Annotated in this window: 13 protein-coding genes; 10 read left to right on the top strand and 3 right to left on the bottom strand. The window is 27.2% G+C overall.

The genetic code is table 11. The features are described from left to right. Positions 1–17 precede the first annotated feature (17 nt). A complete protein-coding gene (locus OIF33_RS06450) occupies positions 18–1,982 on the top strand; it encodes a diguanylate cyclase (RefSeq protein ID WP_322503405.1) in 1,965 nt (654 codons plus the stop codon). Positions 1,983–2,028: 46 nt separating this feature from the next. After that, positions 2,029–2,805: an ATP-binding protein gene (locus OIF33_RS06445; RefSeq protein ID WP_322503404.1), complete on the top strand. Its 777-nt coding sequence runs from the start codon at positions 2,029–2,031 to the stop codon at positions 2,803–2,805. Between the two features lie 16 nt (positions 2,806–2,821). On the opposite strand, the gene OIF33_RS06440 is transcribed toward OIF33_RS06445, so the two are convergent. Then, positions 2,822–3,547 carry a LytTR family DNA-binding domain-containing protein gene (locus tag OIF33_RS06440; RefSeq protein WP_322503403.1) on the bottom strand — a complete coding sequence of 242 codons (726 nt, stop codon included), beginning with the start codon at positions 3,545–3,547 and terminating at the stop codon, positions 2,822–2,824. A gap of 345 nt (positions 3,548–3,892) precedes the next feature. Between OIF33_RS06440 and OIF33_RS06435 the strand changes: the two genes are divergently transcribed. The 4 genes from OIF33_RS06435 to OIF33_RS06420 all read left to right on the top strand — a co-directional run bounded on the left by OIF33_RS06435 (position 3,893) and on the right by OIF33_RS06420 (position 12,335). Beyond that, positions 3,893–9,793, top strand: coding sequence for a discoidin domain-containing protein (locus OIF33_RS06435; RefSeq protein ID WP_322503402.1), 5,901 nt, complete (start codon positions 3,893–3,895; stop codon positions 9,791–9,793). Between the two features lie 97 nt (positions 9,794–9,890). Next, positions 9,891–10,343, top strand: coding sequence for a thioredoxin family protein (locus OIF33_RS06430; protein ID WP_322503401.1), 453 nt, complete (start codon positions 9,891–9,893; stop codon positions 10,341–10,343). 230 nt (positions 10,344–10,573) lie between these two features. Further along, the gene (locus OIF33_RS06425) at positions 10,574–11,008 is read left to right on the top strand and encodes a PIN domain-containing protein (protein ID WP_322503400.1); all 435 of its coding nucleotides are present in this window, start codon (positions 10,574–10,576) and stop codon (positions 11,006–11,008) included. A gap of 163 nt (positions 11,009–11,171) precedes the next feature. After that, the gene (locus OIF33_RS06420; protein WP_322503399.1) at positions 11,172–12,335 is read left to right on the top strand and encodes an SAM-dependent methyltransferase; all 1,164 of its coding nucleotides are present in this window, start codon (positions 11,172–11,174) and stop codon (positions 12,333–12,335) included. A gap of 248 nt (positions 12,336–12,583) precedes the next feature. On the opposite strand, the gene OIF33_RS06415 is transcribed toward OIF33_RS06420, so the two are convergent. Then, entirely contained in the window at positions 12,584–12,730 is a 147-nt protein-coding gene (locus OIF33_RS06415; protein WP_322503398.1) for a hypothetical protein, read from the bottom strand. A 178-nt stretch (positions 12,731–12,908) separates the two neighbouring features. Further along, on the bottom strand, positions 12,909–14,093 hold the full coding sequence (locus OIF33_RS06410) for a cyclopropane-fatty-acyl-phospholipid synthase family protein (RefSeq protein ID WP_322503397.1): 1,185 nt from the start codon (positions 14,091–14,093) through the stop codon (positions 12,909–12,911). A 320-nt stretch (positions 14,094–14,413) separates the two neighbouring features. Here OIF33_RS06410 and OIF33_RS06405 point away from each other — a divergent pair, with 320 nt between their 5' ends. The 4 genes from OIF33_RS06405 (at position 14,414) to OIF33_RS06390 (ending at position 17,655) form a co-directional block, all read left to right on the top strand. Further along, the gene (locus OIF33_RS06405) at positions 14,414–15,769 is read left to right on the top strand and encodes a rhodanese-like domain-containing protein (protein WP_322503396.1); all 1,356 of its coding nucleotides are present in this window, start codon (positions 14,414–14,416) and stop codon (positions 15,767–15,769) included. Positions 15,770–15,772: 3 nt separating this feature from the next. Then, positions 15,773–16,198, top strand: a complete 426-nt coding sequence (locus OIF33_RS06400) for a hypothetical protein (protein ID WP_322503395.1) — start codon at positions 15,773–15,775, stop codon at positions 16,196–16,198. A gap of 280 nt (positions 16,199–16,478) precedes the next feature. Further along, positions 16,479–16,718 (top strand): DUF1292 domain-containing protein, encoded by a 240-nt coding sequence (locus OIF33_RS06395; protein ID WP_322503394.1) that lies wholly within the window; start codon positions 16,479–16,481, stop codon positions 16,716–16,718. A gap of 148 nt (positions 16,719–16,866) precedes the next feature. Continuing rightward, positions 16,867–17,655: an endonuclease/exonuclease/phosphatase family protein gene (locus tag OIF33_RS06390; protein ID WP_322503393.1), complete on the top strand. Its 789-nt coding sequence runs from the start codon at positions 16,867–16,869 to the stop codon at positions 17,653–17,655.

The raw sequence follows: 17,655 nt of genomic DNA, 5'->3' as shown, positions 1-17,655 counted from the left end.
ATAGGACGGATTTTTAAATGAAATTTAAAGTTATAATATATGCGTTAATAATTTTTATATTTGGGGCCTTTATAGAAGGATATAGAATTTATTTGGAAAAAACAAATAATTATTCTTATGCAGATCAGTTCATAGAAATAGTAAAACTTGATGAAGAAAGAGAATTAAAATCAGATAAGTTACAAGAGCTAAAATGTGAATTAGAGAAAGAAATAATAAATTCAAAAGATGAGATTCATTTAAAAAAAGCATATTATTCCTTAGGATCAATAGAATATTTAGAGAAAAATTATAATAAGGCTATAGAATTACTTTTAAAGGCAGAAAGTTATATAGATAGAAAAATAGACTGTGTAGATTTAATGATATATAGTGCTTTATCAACTAATTATTTAATGATAGAAGAAAAAGAGGAATCTGAAAAATACTTTAATAAAGCAAAAAAAATGGCTTTGGATAATAAAAAAAGTGATGAGTTAGCAAATATGTATTATGCAAGAGCAAAAGCTATTTTATCTATTAATGGAAAACTAAGTGATGCTATAGTTTTAATGGAAGAATCTATAGAATTCAACCAGAGTTATGAGAATCGTATAAGAGCCTACTTACTCCTTTCAACAATGTATAGATTAAGTGGGAAATATGATTTATCATTAAAATATGATGAATATGCTATAGAAATAGCATTAAAGCATAATGATAATAAAAATTTAAATGCTTGTATAATTAATTTAGGAGAAAATTATTATGTAAAGAGAGATTATAACAAGGTTATATCCGTATATGAATCTTTAATTGAAAGTGGTAATGTTACAAGTCCGGAAAATAAGTTAACTATATATGGATATTTATTAGAAAGTCATTTTGAAGTTGGTAATTATAGTAAGGTACAAAGCTATGAAGAAAAATATTTAAGTACTATAAAAGAATTAGAGGAAGAAGAGCAAAATAGAGAATATATTTGGTTATATTTAGTTTTGTCAGATATAAACTTACGAGAGAAAAAGTTAGAATGTGGAGAATATTATTTTAGCAAAGCTAGTGAATTATATAATAAAGATAAAAGTGATGCCTATGCTAATACTGACATACTTTTAAAGAAATTAGATATAAATATAAATTACATAAAAACAGATGATTTTAAAAAAGCTATTTATGAATATGAAGAGCTATTAAATGAGATAAAATCGAGAGGGATAAGTACTGATATTTTATATTCAGTAGCTTATTCAATAGCTAGAATAAGTTATGAAAATGAGGATTACGAAAAGTTCTCTAAGTATATAATCTATATGTATGAGGAATTTAATGAAATTAGTGCTAATTCTAGTACAGATGATGCTTTGGTTAGATTGAATAATGATCTATTCAATAAAGATAGAGTTAAAGATAGAAGGAAAATCTATTCTTTAAGTGGATTACTTATTATAGCAATAGTAACTATTAGTATTATACATTTAAAAAATAAAAAGATAAAGAATTTAAATAAGGAATTAGAATTAGCTATACTAACTGATGGGTTAACTAATGTATATAATAAGAGATATTTATATAGGGTATTAGAAGATAGTATAAATAAATGTACAAGTTTAGTTTTTATAATGATGGATATAGATTATTTTAAAAAATACAATGACAATTATGGACATATGAAAGGAGATGAGGCACTTATAAGTGTTGCTAATATTATTAAAAATGTTTTTAAAGAAGATTATGTTTTTAGATATGGAGGTGAAGAATTTTCAGTTTTATCAGAACGACCTAAAATGGATGTCATAAAGGACATAGAAAAACTAATGAATGACTTGCATGAAAGAGATATAAAGCATGAATATTCAAAGATTAGTGATAGAGTAACATTAAGTATAGGTGTTAGCAAGTCTACTATTATTTCTAAAAAGAATATTGAAGAATTAATACGAGATGCTGATAAAAAGTTATATGAGTCAAAGAAAAAAGGTAGAAATAGATATACAAGTTAAGTTTTATTAATTTAAAGAAAAAATCTTAAGAGGAAATAAAGAGAGTATGGAATCTGAAAAAAGACAAATTATTAGTGGATTAATAATAATCAACTTTATTTGTTTAGGAGTTATATTGAAATTTATATCATTAAATAATAAAAAAAATAAATTGAATTCTATTTTAAAAACTAACTTAGATATATTGAGCAAACAGATAAATTATCAAAGAAAATATTGGAGTGAAGATCTAAGAAATCATGAGGAAATAAAAAGGTTATGGCATGACATGAAAAATCATTTAAATATAATAACTGCTCTATATGAAAATGGTGATTATCATGAATTTAAAAATTATCTTAAGTCTTTAAATAATGAGATATCAAGAGTGCAAAGAAAAAGTATAACGAATAATAAAATCTTAGATGCCCTACTTAGGGGGAAAGTAGAGTTATGCAAGGAAAATGACATAGATATTAATTTAAATATACATATAAAAGAAAGTTTACCAATAGAGAATATAGATCTTTGTATAATATATAGCAATTTAATAGATAATGCTATAGAGGCTTGCAATAGAATTAATGATGATAGTGAAAAATATATAATAATAAGTAGTAGATCTAATAAATATTATTTATATATAGAGGTTGAAAATAGTATAAGTTTTTATGAAGAATTTGATAAAAAGAATAAAGTTTTTAGAACGAAAAAAAAAGATAAAAAAAATCATGGGATTGGCTTAGAAAGTATAAAAAAAAGCATAGAAAAATATGATGGTCAAATTAAGTTTTATTATGATGATAAGAGGTTTAATGTAGCTATTTTAATAAAAATGAGGTGATAAGAACCTCATTTTTTTATGTAGATTTACATCTAAAGTATTCAAAAAAGATATCCTTAGTTTTTCTTAAATAAGATCTGCTTATAGGAATAATATTATTATTTAAAGTGATAATTTTAGAATTCTCTATTTTTTTTATATAATTTAAGTTTACCAAATAACTTTTGTGACATCTTATAAAGTTTTTTGAAGTGAGAGTATCTTCAATATTATCTAACTTATCATAAAATGAAATTTCTGAATAATTAGAACAAACAATATTTATCTTCCTTAATTTTGATTCAAAAAAGATTATATTATCTAAATTTATTCTAAATATACTTTGCTTATTTTTTACAGTAAAAAAATTATTTTGGGAATTATTGAAGTTATTTATAAAATCTAAAATTACATATTCTAATTTTAAATAAGAGACTGGTTTTAATAGATAGTTATAGGCGTGTACATCATAGCCATCTAAAATATAATCTTTACTGGTACTTATAAATAAAATTTTAACTTCAAGATCTAAATTACGTATTTTTTTGGCTAAATCTAGGCCATTTAATCCATCCATAAGTATGTCTAATAATATCAAGTCGAAAGCTATAAAGCTGTTCTTTTGAAATTCTAAAAATTCGTAGCTAGATGAAAACTTAAATATATTAGCTTCTAAGTTATTCTTATTTAAAATATTTCTCAGCATATCTTCTATTAAATTTAAGTGATATTTTTCATCATCACAAATAGCAATTTTAATCAAAAAAGAACCCCCTATTGATTTTAGATATGTAATTATTATATAGCATTAAATAAAATTTATAAACAAAAAAAGGTAATTAGTCTACAATTTAGTCGAAAATAATAAAAAGCACTCTTTAATTACATAAAAAGTAAATATAGTAATAATTTGACAAAAGAAAAAATCTTGTATAAAATATACTTGTAATAACAAGTTGGTGAATCTTAATTTTGAAAGTTAGATCAATATTATATAAAACTTTTAGACCAAATAGTTTAGGAGTCTATAAGATGTATTGATATAATTTTTAGAGATTCTATTTCTTTTATACATTAATTAATATTAAGAAGATATAGGGGGGGAATTATGAAAAGAAAGATGATAATTAAAAAGCTTAGTGTTTTAACCTTAGGTACTGTTTTTGTATCTAATCTTATGCTACCAGCAACATCTACTTATGCATTTCCTTTGTTTGATGGTTTAACTCAAAAGGTTGAAAACTCAGAGGAAGAAGCGCCTAAAGATACTGGTTATTCTCAAATCGGGGGAGTAGAAAGTTTTATTCAAAATGAAAACGATGTAACTATGAAGCTTACTACTGGAGAGCAGATTAGAGTATCATTTTTAACAGATGATGTACTAAGAATTTATATGGATCCAACAGGAAAATTCCAAGAAGATCCAACTCCAAATGGAAAAGATCACATAACAAAAATAATTGATAAGACTGAAGAGGAGTATGAAAATCCTACTCCAACCGTTGAAGATGGAGAGATAATAAAAATTTCTACAAATGCTGTTGAACTTAGGATAGAAAAAGCTACTGGAAAAATGGAGCTTTTTGATAAGTTAAATAATAAGACTGTATGGAAAGAAACAGAGCCATTAAAACATAAGTCTGATAGTACAATTCAAACTCTTGAATCAAATGAAGATGAATACTTCTATGGCGGTGGAATGCAAAATGGTAGATTCTCACATAAAGGTAAAAAGATAAATATAAAGAACGAAAATAACTGGGTTGATGGAGGAGTAGCAAGTCCAAATCCATTCTATTTCTCAACTAATGGATATGGAGTTATGAGACATACATTTAAGCCAGGTGAATATGATTTTGAAGCAGCTGAGGCAGGAAAAGTTACTACAAAGCATGATGAAAATCGCTTTGATGCTTATTATTTTGTTGATGAAAAACCAACAAACATAATAGATAAGTTTACAGAGTTAACAGGAGCACCTGTTTTATTACCTGAATATGGATTCTATTTAGGACATGCTAACTGTTATTCACGTGACTGGATAAATGACGAAACAGGACAAGAATCCCAAACACCAAAACCAGGATTTGATAGACAAGAAAGTTTGATGGTTGATGCTAAGAAAGTTGTTGATGACCATGTTAATAATGATACACCACTAGGATGGTTTTTACCAAATGATGGTTATGGATGTGGTTATGGTCGTGAAGAGACTATAGATGGAAATATAGATAATTTAAAAGAATTTGTTGATTATTCAAGAGGCTTTGGTATTCAAACAGGTCTTTGGACTCAAAGTTCTTTAAAACCTACTGGAGGACAAGAAGCTTATCTTGAGCGTGATATAGATAAAGAAGTTGGAGTTGCAGGCACAAATGGAGTTAAAACTGACGTTGCTTGGGTTGGAGCAGGATATTCATTTGCCCTTAACTCAGTGAGACAAGCTGCAGAAGGAATAGTAAACAATTCTAAGGATAAAGCAAGACCTTTTATAGTAAGTTTAGATGGTTGGGCAGGAACTCAACGTTACACAAGTATATGGTCAGGAGATCAGTCTGGTGGAGATTGGGAATATATAAGATTCCATATACCAACATATATTGGATCAGGTCTATCAGGTCAACCTAACGTAGGATCTGATATGGATGGTATATTTGGAGGAAGTAAATTAGTACAAACTAGAGATTTCCAATGGAAGGCATTTACTCCAGTTCAAATAGATATGGATGGTTGGGGAGCAAATGCTAAATATCCATATGTATTTGGAGAACCATATACATCAATAAATAGAATGTATTTAAAATTAAAGGCTGAAATGATGCCATATAACTATAGTATAGCTAATGAAGCAACTGAAGATGGAGTTCCAATGATAAGAGCTATGATGCTTGAATATCCAGAAGCATATACTTATGGAACAGCTACTGAGTATCAATATATGTGGGGACCAAATATGTTGGTTGCTCCAATATATCAAAATACAGCTGCTGATGACAAAGGTAATGATATAAGAAATGATATATATCTTCCAGATGAAGAACAAATTTGGATAGATTATTTTACTGGAGAACAATATAGAGGTGGCGGAGTATTAAATAATTTTGAAGCTCCTGTATGGAAGGTACCAGTTTTTGTTAAGAATGGAGCTATAATTCCTATGACTAGTGAAAACAATAATCCAGAAGCTATGGATGATTCACATCGTATTTATGAAGTATATCCAAGTGGAGATACAAACTTTGAAGTTTATGAAGATGATGGTTTAACAACTGATTATAAAGATGGAAAGTCAGCTAAAACTATGATAACTTCAAGTGCTCCAAAGACAGGAAAAGGAACAGCAGTTATTACTGCAGGTTTATTAGAGGGAGACTATAATGGAATAGTTGTAGATAGAACAACTGAATTTATAGTTAATGTAAGTGAAAAACCAAGTAGTTTAGGCGTTACTGTAGGTGGTAATGATGTAGAGTTAATAGAAGCTCAAAGTTTAGAAGAGTTTGAAAATGGAACTAATATGTATTTCTATGATGAAACTCCAAATCTTAATAAGTATGCTACTGAGGGATCAGAGTTTGCGGGTGTAGAAATAACAACTACTCCTAAGGTTTATGTAAAAGTTGATAAGACAAATGTAAAGCAAAATGAGGTTAAATTAACCGTTGAAGGATTTACTAATACTCAAGATATAAATAAGAATGAAGTAAATGAAAATTTAAGTGTTCCAAGTAATTTCAGAGCACCAGAAGATGGAATAACATCAGAATCTATTCAATTAAATTGGGATGAAGTTGAAGAGGCTACAAGTTATGATGTTGAAATAGATGGAATGATATTTAATAACATCAGAACTAACGAATATACAGATATTGGATTAAACTATGATACAGAATATAGCTATCGTGTACGTAGTGTAAATAAAGACGGTCATTCTCAGTGGAGTGAATTAATGACTGTAAGAACAGCCTTAGATCCATATAGAAACGTACCTAAGGATATGCAGGTTGATTGGAAATGGGGTCAGTATAGTAGTGACGCGCCATATAAGGCAGTTGATGGCGATGATAATTCACAATTCCATTCAAAGGATAGTGCTATAGATAAGCCATTTATAATTGATATGCAAAAGGCATATACAATAGAGAAATTAGACTTATTATTTAGAAAAAATGGTAATGGATCAGTTAAGCGTGCTGAAATATATAGTAGCTTAGATGGTGTAAATTATGAGAAAGTATTTAGTAATGCTCAAGGTTCAAATGTTCCAGCATGGGCTACTGATGGAGAGGTTAAGACAATAAACTTTAATGAGCCTATAAAAGCTCGTTACTTTAAAATTGTAACTAAGGAGTCTATAGGAAACTTCTTAACTATGAGAGAATTTAGACCATATAAAGTTGATGGAACTAATGGACAAGTGGTTGGAGACTGGAATAACAGTGGTTCTATAGAAGAAGGAGATTTAGTATTCCTTGAAAACTATGCAGGATTAACAACTGCTGATGCTGACTGGGGATATGTATCAATGGCGGACTTAAATAATAATGGTTTAATTGATGCTTATGATATATCTTATGTTGCTAGTAAATTAGAAGGTGGAGTAAAACCTTCAGAGGGAGCAGAACTTGAAGGTGAAGTAATGCTTGTACCAAGTAAGCAAGAAATTGCTTCTGGTGAAACATTCACTGTTGATGTTGTAGGAACTGGTCTTTCTGATATTAATTCATTTAGTGTAGAAATTCCTTTAGATGCTTCTAAGTATGAATATGTTAAGACTGAAGGAACTATTGCAACAGCAGGAATGAAAAATCTTTCAAAGGCAAGAGTGCATACAGATAATACACAACACGCTTATGTAAACTTTACTAATATTGGTGATAATGTAAAAGTTAGTGGAACAGACACAATAGCAAGAGTAACATTAAAAGCTAAACAAAATCTTACTTGGGATATGGAAGCTAGTCATGCTTTACTAGTGGATAGTAAATTAAATTCTAAGATGGCTATTGCTGAGATTGTTGATCCTGAAACTGAATTACCATCAGGAAGACCAACTAGTAGTAAGATTGATAAAGAGCATATTACTGTAAGTGGAGATTCAAGTCAATTACAAGCAGGAATGGGATTAGATAAGTTAATAGATGGAACAACAAGCAGTGATGATAGTTCTCGTATGGACTTAAAGTGGGTCTTTAATCCGGACCAAGCAGATAAAGGAACGCTTCCTTTTGAAATGACATTTAATTTTGATGAGTCAAAAGCTTTAGAAAACTTTACTATATACAATAGAATGAATGCTAATGGAAGTATAAATGTTGCTGCCATGAAGAAGGTTAAGGCTGTTGGGTATTTAAATGGAGAAGAGTTTGATTTAGGAGAAAAAGCAGATATCACAACTGCTACAACTGTTTATGAGTTAGGTGGACAAGAATTCGATAAGATTGTTATTACAGCTTTAGATTCTCATAAAGATAAGAATACTTTAGCTATAAATGAAATTGAATTCTATGAAAAGAGTGGAGTTGAGACAACTGGAATTAATTTTGCAGAAAATACTCCAGAATCAGTATACCTAAATAGAATTACTCCTATATTTGCAGAAGTTACACCTGATAATGCAAATAACTTAAACTATAGATTAGTTTCTGAAAATCCAGAGGTTTTAGAAGTTCTACGTGTAGATAGAGAAGATAAAGTAACTTACTATTTACGTGGATTACAACCAGGATTGGCAAAATTAGTTGCAACTACTGCTGATGGAAACCATACAGTTGAAAAAGAAATAGTTGTTCTAGACGGAATTGATAAGACATTATTAGTTCAAGCTATAGAACAAGCTAAGTCATATGAATCTTTAAGTGAAATCTATACTTCTGAAACTTATGAAGCTTTACTTGAAGCTATTAAACATGCTGAGAATGTATTAGAAAATAGTTCAGATGAAAAAGAAATCGGAGATGCTATTTTAACTTTAAGAAATAAGATTCATTCATTACAAGAGCGTGAAACTGTAGAAGAAGATAAAATAGATTTTAATAAATTAGAAGCTATCCATGCAACTAGTGAAGCTGATACAGATTACAAAGAAAATGCAGTAGATGGAGACGAAAATAGTATTTGGCATTCAGGATATCAAGCTGCTGATAAACTTCCAGTATCTATAACAATTAAGTTAGATAAAGCTTATGATCTTAATCAAATAGATTATCTACCAAGACAAAACAGTAGAAATGGTCATGTTACTGAATATAAGATTGAAACAAGCTTAGATAATGAAAATTGGACTGAGGCTAGAACAGGAACTTTAGAAGCTAATGAAGCTGGAACTGCTTTAGCTAATAGAGGATATAATCCTATAAGATTTAACACTGTTAATGCTCAATATGTAAGATTTACTGCTCTTAAAACTTTAGGAGATACAAACAATAAGTATGCAAGTGCAGCTGAGTTAGTATTCTACGGTAAAGAAGGAAATGTAAGTGCTGAATCAATTACATTAGAAAAGACCGAATTAAATCTAGAAGTAAATGGAACTGAGAAATTAGTTGCTGTATTAAACCCTATTGAAAGTAAGGATATTATTACTTGGACTTCAAGTGATGAGTCAGTTGCTACAGTAGACGAGAATGGATTAGTTACTGGGGTAGGTAAAGGTACTGCTACAATAACAGCTACAATACCAAATGGAGAGTTTGCTACTGCTATAGTTACAGTAACAGATAATAGCTCAGAGGAAATAATAGTTAATCCAGTAAGAGACTTTAAAGATTCTGAAATTAATAAGAAAGATGTAACTGTAACATGGACTGCTCCTGAAACAACTAATGGATTAGAGGGATATATTCTTTATAAAGATGGTAAAAAGGTAGCAGAGATAAAAGCTGAGGACACTTCATATACATTTAAAGGCTTAAATAGACATACAATTTATAACTTTAAGATCGCTGCCAAATATTCAAATGGAGAAATTTCAGAAAAAGAATCAATAACTATTAGAACAGCAAGATAATAATTAGACAAAATAATTAAGTATTTAATCAAGGAGAGGAAATAGATTCATCTCCTTGATTATACTGATATACATTTAAGGGGAGAGGGATTAAATTATGAGAAAAATAATAAATATACTATTGTTATTTACACTATTATTTACTTTTGTTGGATGTGGAGAAAAAGAGTATGTAAGAGATACCTCTAGTGGAGAAATACTAGAAGTTAGATTAGATGATGCTATTGCCATGGCTGAAAATAAAGAAGAGTCTATTATTCTTTTTACACAGTCAACTTGTAAAGATTGTATAAAGTTAAAGGAGATATTACTTCCTTATTTAGAAAATCATAATATATTTATTAATGAAGTTGTTTTAGATAATGAAGGAACATCTAAAGAGGAGATTCAAAACAATAGAAAGAAAATAAATAAAATTTTTCCAGAGTTTAATTCAACTCCATCAATGTACTATGTAAAAGATGGAAAAATAATTGATGAAATATTTGAAGTGACAAGTGAAGAGCAACTAGATGAATGGGTTGTAAAAAATAAGCTTGATGCTAAATAATTAGGTTAAAAGAAAGAAATGCTTAGTTTTGTAGGAGGTTTAAATTCTATAATATATTAAACTAAATTGAAAGTTTAACATATTACAATACCTTCCATAAAGCTAAGCTTTTTTTATATTTTTAATTTCTAAAAGTTATTTAGAAATTAATTTATTAGCTATGGATCTGTTGGATATAATATTTTTAAAATGAATAAATTAAATATATAATACTAATGAGGTGAACAGCTGTGGGAAAGTATATATTAGATACTAATGTTATTATAAATTTTTGGAATAGAGAAAAAGGTTTTTTTGATAATTTTTTAGAGTTCAATGAAATTATAATTATAAGAGAGGTGCTAGAGGAGTTAGCTAGAAAAGAGAAAAGAAAATTTAATGGAGAAAATGTGATGTCAGAGCGATTTATGAGGCTTGTTCCTTTAATATTTGAAATAGATAGAAGAATGTTTAAAGAATTTTTAAATCATATAGATTTTGAAAAGATAAAAGGAGAAGCTCATTACTATAAGGGTAAAAAACTTACAAAAAATGATATATTGCTTATATTCGCTTCAATTGAAAAGGAAGGATTTTCTTTGGTTACAGAGGATAAGGCTTTATTTGAAGTTGCAAAGGAATTATTAGGCGAAGATAAAGTATTAATGATTAGTGATGTTGAGTAAGTGACAATATTTATATTGTGTTTAAAATCGATTTAAAGAAATTAATCAATTTGTTTTTACACTTTAATTTGATATATGTATAAATCTTATGTATTATATTATATAGCAAGTTAAGTTAGAAATTTAATTTAACTTTAATAATAAATTTGTAAGGTGATTTTTAATGGATGATTTAATAAAAGCAATTGATAAAGTTACAGAAGAAGAAATCATAAAATTAGTAATTAGTAATAAGATTAATAAAGATGTTGAATATAAAAAAATAGTGTTTCAACTTAAAGAAAAGAATAAAAAGGATTTTTATCAAATAGAGAAGTATACTGATAAACAAGTCTTTCATGAAAATATAGAAAAAAGTGAATTAAAAAGAAAAGTAGAAGAGTTATTCGTTTTTAAATACAAACAATTAAATGCTTTTTCTAAAGAAAGTGACTTTGATCTTAAGGTTTCTAAGAAGGGAAAAGTATTTCTAGGAGTTAAGAAAAATGAATCTTTAAAGGAAGTTAAGAAGGAACATAATAGAAAGAAAAATTACATATTAGAAGAGGGAATGATAATAGAGCCTCTTATAGACTTAGGAGTTTTTACTAAAGAAGGTAAGGTTATTAACTCAAAATATGATAAGTATAAGCAAATAAATAGATTTATTGAAATAATTGATGATGAAGTAAAAAAACTTGATCAGAAAGAACTTACAATTTTAGATTTTGGATGTGGTAAATCATATTTAACATTCATATTATACTATTATTTTGTTGAGATTAAAAAAATAAAAGTTAATATGATTGGATTAGATTTAAAAGCTGATGTAATAAAGAAATGCAGTGATATAGCTAAAAAGTATAATTATGAAGATTTACACTTTGAACTTGGAGATATAAATGGATTCAAATATAATAACAAGGTTGATATGGTAATAACATTACATGCTTGTGATATAGCAACAGATTATGCTTTATATAATGCAATTAAATGGAATAGTAAAATGATATTCTCAGTTCCATGTTGTCAACATGAGTTTAATGGTCAAATAGAAAGTGAGAAGTTTTCAATACTTACTAACTACGGAATAATAAAAGAAAGAATATCAGCTCTTATGACGGATTCAGTTAGAGCAAATCTTTTAGAATGTGCAGGGTATAAGACTCAACTTCTTGAATTTATAGATATTGCTCATTCACCTAAAAATATTTTAATAAGAGCTATAAAAGGAAATGTTTCTAAAAATAAAAAGGAAAAATCTTTATTAGAAGTAAATAACCTTATTGAAGAATTTAATTTAAATCCAACTTTGTATAAATTATTAAAAGAAGAGGAAATAATTTAGAATAGATTTCAAAAGAGGATGTATTAAAAGTAACTTTTGAACATATAAGAAGGGGCTATAGCAAAACTTTAAATAATAAAACTTATAAATTTTTAGTGAAATCTAGTAATTCTCGGAATATATTTATAAGTTTTATTTTAAGTTACTTTTGCTACAGTCCCTTCTTTAATTTTACTTTCTTTTAAACTTGGTTTAATGATTAAAAAATATAAGAATTAAACCAAAAATAAATAAGGATTAAAGAGATTCTAGAATTTTGGACTTATTTCTTCTCTTTGAATTCTTTTAAGTTCTTTTAATCTTAAATTAGTTAGCTCTTGTATTTTATCAAAGGGGTCACCATTGATAATCATTTGTTTAGCTATATCATGAGCAGATTTATTTTCATTAGCCATTAGAAATACCTCCTAAAATAAAACTTTAACTATAGTTTTTCTATAAATTTAGAAGATATTCTATATGAATATAGACAAAAAAGTTAATTTGTTTAATATATTGCAAAATCTATAAATTAATTAAAAAATAAGCTAAAGCTTAACCATAAATTAGTTAAACTTTAGCTTTGTATATTAATTAGTCTTCATATAAATATTTTCTTGTCATAGGAAGAGTATTATTAATTCCTTTTGAGAATAGAATTTGATGTATATCTATATCCCAATAATGGAATCCTGCTGCACATGTAGCAAGGTATAAATGCCACATTCTTAAGAATTCATCATCAAACATTTCCTTTTCTTCATCTAAATGATTCATAAAGTTTTTGCACCATTCTTCTAAAGTTTTCATGTAGTGAAGTCTTAAACTTTCTATATCCAATACATGGAAATTAAGATCTGCTGCAATATTAAGTTCTTCTCTTAAAGTTGGTAGATATCCACCTGGGAAGATATATGTTGTAATCCATTTATTTCCTTCAGTTTCTACAAGATTAGTTATATTGTGTAATAAGAATAATCCACTTTCTTTTAGAACTGAATTAACATTCTTAAAGAATAGAGGTAGATTAGCATGCCCAACATGTTCTGCCATACCAACACTAACAATCCTATCAAATTCTAATTTAGATTTTTCTAAATTTCTATAATCCATTAATTGTACATCAACTAAATCTTCAAGACCTTCTTTTTTGATTCTTTCTTTGGCTTTTTTAAATTGCTCCTCACTAAGAGTTATACCTAAAGCTTTTACTTTATATAGCTTAGCTGCTTCTATAATTAAATATCCCCAGCCACAACCAATATCTAAAAGTTTTTGACCTTCTTTTAGGTTAAGTTTCTTTAATATGTAATGTATTTTATTCATCTGGGCATCATAAAGGGTGTCAGATGGTTCTTTAAAATATCCACATGAATAACTCATGGTTTTATCTAACCATAAACTATAGAAATCATTTCCTATGTCATAATGGTGTGCAATATCTTTTTTTGATTTAAGTAAAGAAGGAGCTTTTATTTTAGAAGCTAATTTTAATACTGTACTCTTATTCATAAAGCTGTCTTTATTACGAATCATACTTTCAAAGAATTTTTGAAGATCTCCTTCTATATCAATGTCCCCTTTCATATAAGCTTCTCCTAAAGCTAAGCTAGGGTCTGATAAAAGGTCTTTTTTACTTGGGAAGTTTTTTATAATAAGTTTAAATTCAGGTTCACCAGAACCATATTGAATTACTTCGCCATCCCAAAATTCTAAGTTAAACGGTCTATCTGAAAGATTTTCAGCTAATGACTTAACTATATTTTTACTAATTTCCATAAAAATCACCTCATCCAATGTTTATGTTTTAATGATACTCTATATCTGTTAAAAAATCTTTTGCAAAATGTACTTTAATTCTTTAAAATTAATGAATCTAAGAAATTAATTAAAAAATGCTTAAAAATACACATAAAAAATGTTTGTTTTTCAAAATTAAAATAACAAAATAATATAATTTTCTATAAAAACAATAAAAAATTTAATTAAATATAGCATTTGCTAAAAATTTGATAATTATTAATACTTATTTACTAAATAATATAAATTTGGTATTATTTTTAGTGGTACTAGAATAATAAAAAACTAAGGAGGAAATTATGAATTTTCTAAAAAAATTATCTTTAGGTTTAATCATAGTAGCATCAACTGTTACTTTTATAGCTTGTTCTAGCAGTAAAAGTAATGAGGCAGATGTTTCTCTTAAATCTTTAAGTACAAAAGAAGTAAAAGAAAACTTAAAAGATAGCTCATGGGTAGCTGTTGATACACGTTTAAGTGATTCGTATAATGGATGGATTTTATATGATGAGGTTAGAGGTGGACATATTCCAAATGCTGAGGATTTTTCGGCAAATTGGATAAAGGTAGATGCTAAGGATAAAGAGAAAAAGTTAGATGAAGCCTTAAAAACTAAAGGAATAACTCCAGATAAAAACATAATATTATATGATGCTAATGGAGAAGATTCTAAAGTAGTTGCGGACTATCTTTCAAAAAAAGGATATAAGAACTTATATACATATGATATTAAAGAATGGGCAAGTGATAAAAGCTTACCTTTAGAAAAATATGAGGATTATAGTTTAATAGTTCCAGCTAAAATATTAAAGGAAGTTATTGATGGTAAAAAACCAGAAACTTTTGAAAATACTAAAAATATAAAAGTATTTGAAGCAAGCTGGGGAGATGAAAATCAAACATATGGAAAAGGACATGTTCCTACAAGTGTACATATCAATACAGATACTATAGAACCACCTCCAACATGGATGCTTGCAGATGATAAGACATTAAGTCAATTTGCTTTAGAATATGGTATTAACAAGGATGATACAATAATACTTACAGGAGCTGAACAAATGGCAGCTTATCGTGTAGCTAGTGTTCTTAAATATATGGGTGTTAAAGATGTAAGAGTATTAAATGGAGGAGATGGAGCATGGACTAGTGCAGGTTATGAACTAGAAACAAAAGTTAATCCAAAAACTCCAGGTGGAGATTTTGGTGCTACTATACCAGCAGATCCTAGTGTAATAACTACAATTCCAGAACTTAAAGAAGATCTTAAAAAGCCAGACTTTACTTTAGTTGATAATCGTACTTGGGATGAATACATAGGTAAAATATCAGGATATAGCTATCATGATAAAAAAGGTCGTATTCCAGGAGCGGTTTTCGGATATGCCGGAATAGAAGGTTCAACTTCATTAGATTATTATAGAAATGTAGATAATACAATGAGAAATGGATATGAAATAGAAAAAATGTGGGAAGATCAAGGAATAAACCTAAAAAATCATCTTACATTTATGTGCGGTAGTGGATGGCGTGCAGCTGAAGTTTATACTTATGCTAATGTAATGGGCCTTAAAAATACATCTATATATAGTGATGGATGGATTGGTTGGAGTAATGCTGGAAACCCATCAATTACTGGAGAGCCAGAGAAATAATCAATGAGTAAATTAAAGAAAATAATATATCCATTAATAGTATTTATTCAAGCTGCTTTATGGTGTGCTATAATTACTATTGAATATTTAACAACTAAAAAAGCCGGTGTAATGCACCATGTTTATTTTAAAAGATATGAGTACTCAAAGAGCATAAGTAACGAAAATTTATATATCTTATCAGTTATAGCTTTGATTTTAGCTTTATTATTTTTTATATGGTTTATTTATTTAGTAAAAAGTAATAAGAATAAATTTTATATAGTTCAAACAATAATAAGCACTTTTATGGCTATTATTTTAGCTTTAGTTATAAAACTACAGTTTTTTGAAAACTTATTATCGTACTATTATTTTATAATGATAGCCTTAGTAGTTTTAGTAATTCAAATTATTTGGAATATAGTAGTTTCTATAAAATATAAGTAAGTTAATAATAGTTTTAATAAATCATCTTATCTAATGATAGGATGGTTTATTTTTTTTACAATTTTCATGGTAAATTTCATTTAGAAAGATAAGTTTCTTTTAAAATAGATGCTATAGATTCTAATAATTTGATTATTTCTTAAATATACTCCTAAATAATATACTCGTAAATGAGTAATAAAATAAAAAAGAATAAATAAAAGAATAAATAAAAAAATATATAAAATAATAAAAAAGAGAGTAAAAATCAAATGGAAATATATTGAAGGAGGAAAATAAAATGTCTGAAAATCAAGTAGTATCTTTTAAAGATGAAAATGGAAAAAAAGTAGAATATCTAATTCTAGAACAAAGGTTAATATGTGGTGCAGAATATGTAGCAATGGCTCCTAAAAATGATAAAAGTCATGTTGAATTATTTAAAATTAAATTTGATAAAGACTGGAATGAAACTTTAGATTCTGTAGAGTCTGAAAAAGAGCTGAATATGTTTAAACAAGTATCTAATTTAAAATTTTAATAATATATATCTAATTTGAAATATGTACATAGAAAATATAATTTCACACTATAAAATATATTAATATAAAGATTATAATTATTTTAAAAAGATATAAATAAAGGGGGAGAGATTCAATTAATTAGGATTATTAATTGAATAATTGATTATGAGAAATTTAAAAATTATGACATTTAACTTAAAGTATGATTTTAAGGCACAGAATAATAATGAATGGAGTCAAAGATGTGCTAGAATTACAAAATTAATAAAGGAATATTCACCAGATATAATAGGAACTCAAGAAGGGCTAATTCATATGTTAAATGATATGGATAGTATATTAGATGAGTATTCATGGATTGGAGAGGATAGAGAAGGAACTGGTAAAGATGAATTTAATGCCGTATTTTTCAAAAAAGAAAAGTTTGATTTATTAGAATGGAATCAATTTTGGTTATCTAAAACTCCAAAAATTAAGGGAAGCAAAGATTTTAATAGTAGTCTTCCAAGAATATGTACAAGATTAAAAGCAAAAGATAAAATAAAGGATGTAGAGTTAGTTATATATAATACTCATCTTGATCATGAAAGTGAAATGGCAAGGGAAGAGGGAATAAAAATAATATTAAATGAGGTTAAAAAGAATTATGGAATAAAAAAATCACCATACTTAATAATGGGAGATTTTAATTGCTACTTAGAGGATAATCTTTTTAATATAATAAAAGACTCAGAAGAAGATACTATAGAATTTAATGTATGTTATGACAAAATTCAAAATAATATAATAGGTACTTTTCATGATTTTAAAGGTGGATATGATGGAGGAGTAATAGATTATATCATATATTCAAAAGAGTTCAAAATTGAAAATTTATATATAGACGATAGAGAAATAGATGGAGGATACCCATCAGATCATTATCCTGTTATATGTGAATTTAAATTAAAATAA

Origin of the sequence: Clostridium sp. LIBA-8841 (assembly GCF_034439435.1) — a bacterium.
Taxonomy (GTDB): Bacteria; Bacillota; Clostridia; order Clostridiales; family Clostridiaceae; genus Sarcina.
The sequence above is the reverse complement of the archived record's forward strand: the minus strand, read 5'-3'. Positions and strand labels throughout refer to the sequence as shown.

Bases quoted from the DNA above. Each gene is read 5' to 3' on its own strand.
- OIF33_RS06405 (WP_322503396.1), top strand. From the start codon at position 14,414: ATGAATTTTCTAAAAAAATTATCTTTAGGTTTAATCATAGTAGCATCA.
- OIF33_RS06430 (WP_322503401.1), top strand. From the start codon at position 9,891: ATGAGAAAAATAATAAATATACTATTGTTATTTACACTATTATTTACT.
- OIF33_RS06415 (WP_322503398.1), bottom strand. From the start codon at position 12,730: ATGGCTAATGAAAATAAATCTGCTCATGATATAGCTAAACAAATGATT.
- OIF33_RS06445 (WP_322503404.1), top strand. From the start codon at position 2,029: ATGGAATCTGAAAAAAGACAAATTATTAGTGGATTAATAATAATCAAC.
- OIF33_RS06400 (WP_322503395.1), top strand. From the start codon at position 15,773: ATGAGTAAATTAAAGAAAATAATATATCCATTAATAGTATTTATTCAA.
- OIF33_RS06435 (WP_322503402.1), top strand. From the start codon at position 3,893: ATGAAAAGAAAGATGATAATTAAAAAGCTTAGTGTTTTAACCTTAGGT.
- OIF33_RS06390 (WP_322503393.1), top strand. From the start codon at position 16,867: ATGAGAAATTTAAAAATTATGACATTTAACTTAAAGTATGATTTTAAG.
- OIF33_RS06450 (WP_322503405.1), top strand. From the start codon at position 18: ATGAAATTTAAAGTTATAATATATGCGTTAATAATTTTTATATTTGGG.
- OIF33_RS06420 (WP_322503399.1), top strand. From the start codon at position 11,172: ATGGATGATTTAATAAAAGCAATTGATAAAGTTACAGAAGAAGAAATC.
- OIF33_RS06395 (WP_322503394.1), top strand. From the start codon at position 16,479: ATGTCTGAAAATCAAGTAGTATCTTTTAAAGATGAAAATGGAAAAAAA.
- OIF33_RS06410 (WP_322503397.1), bottom strand. From the start codon at position 14,093: ATGGAAATTAGTAAAAATATAGTTAAGTCATTAGCTGAAAATCTTTCA.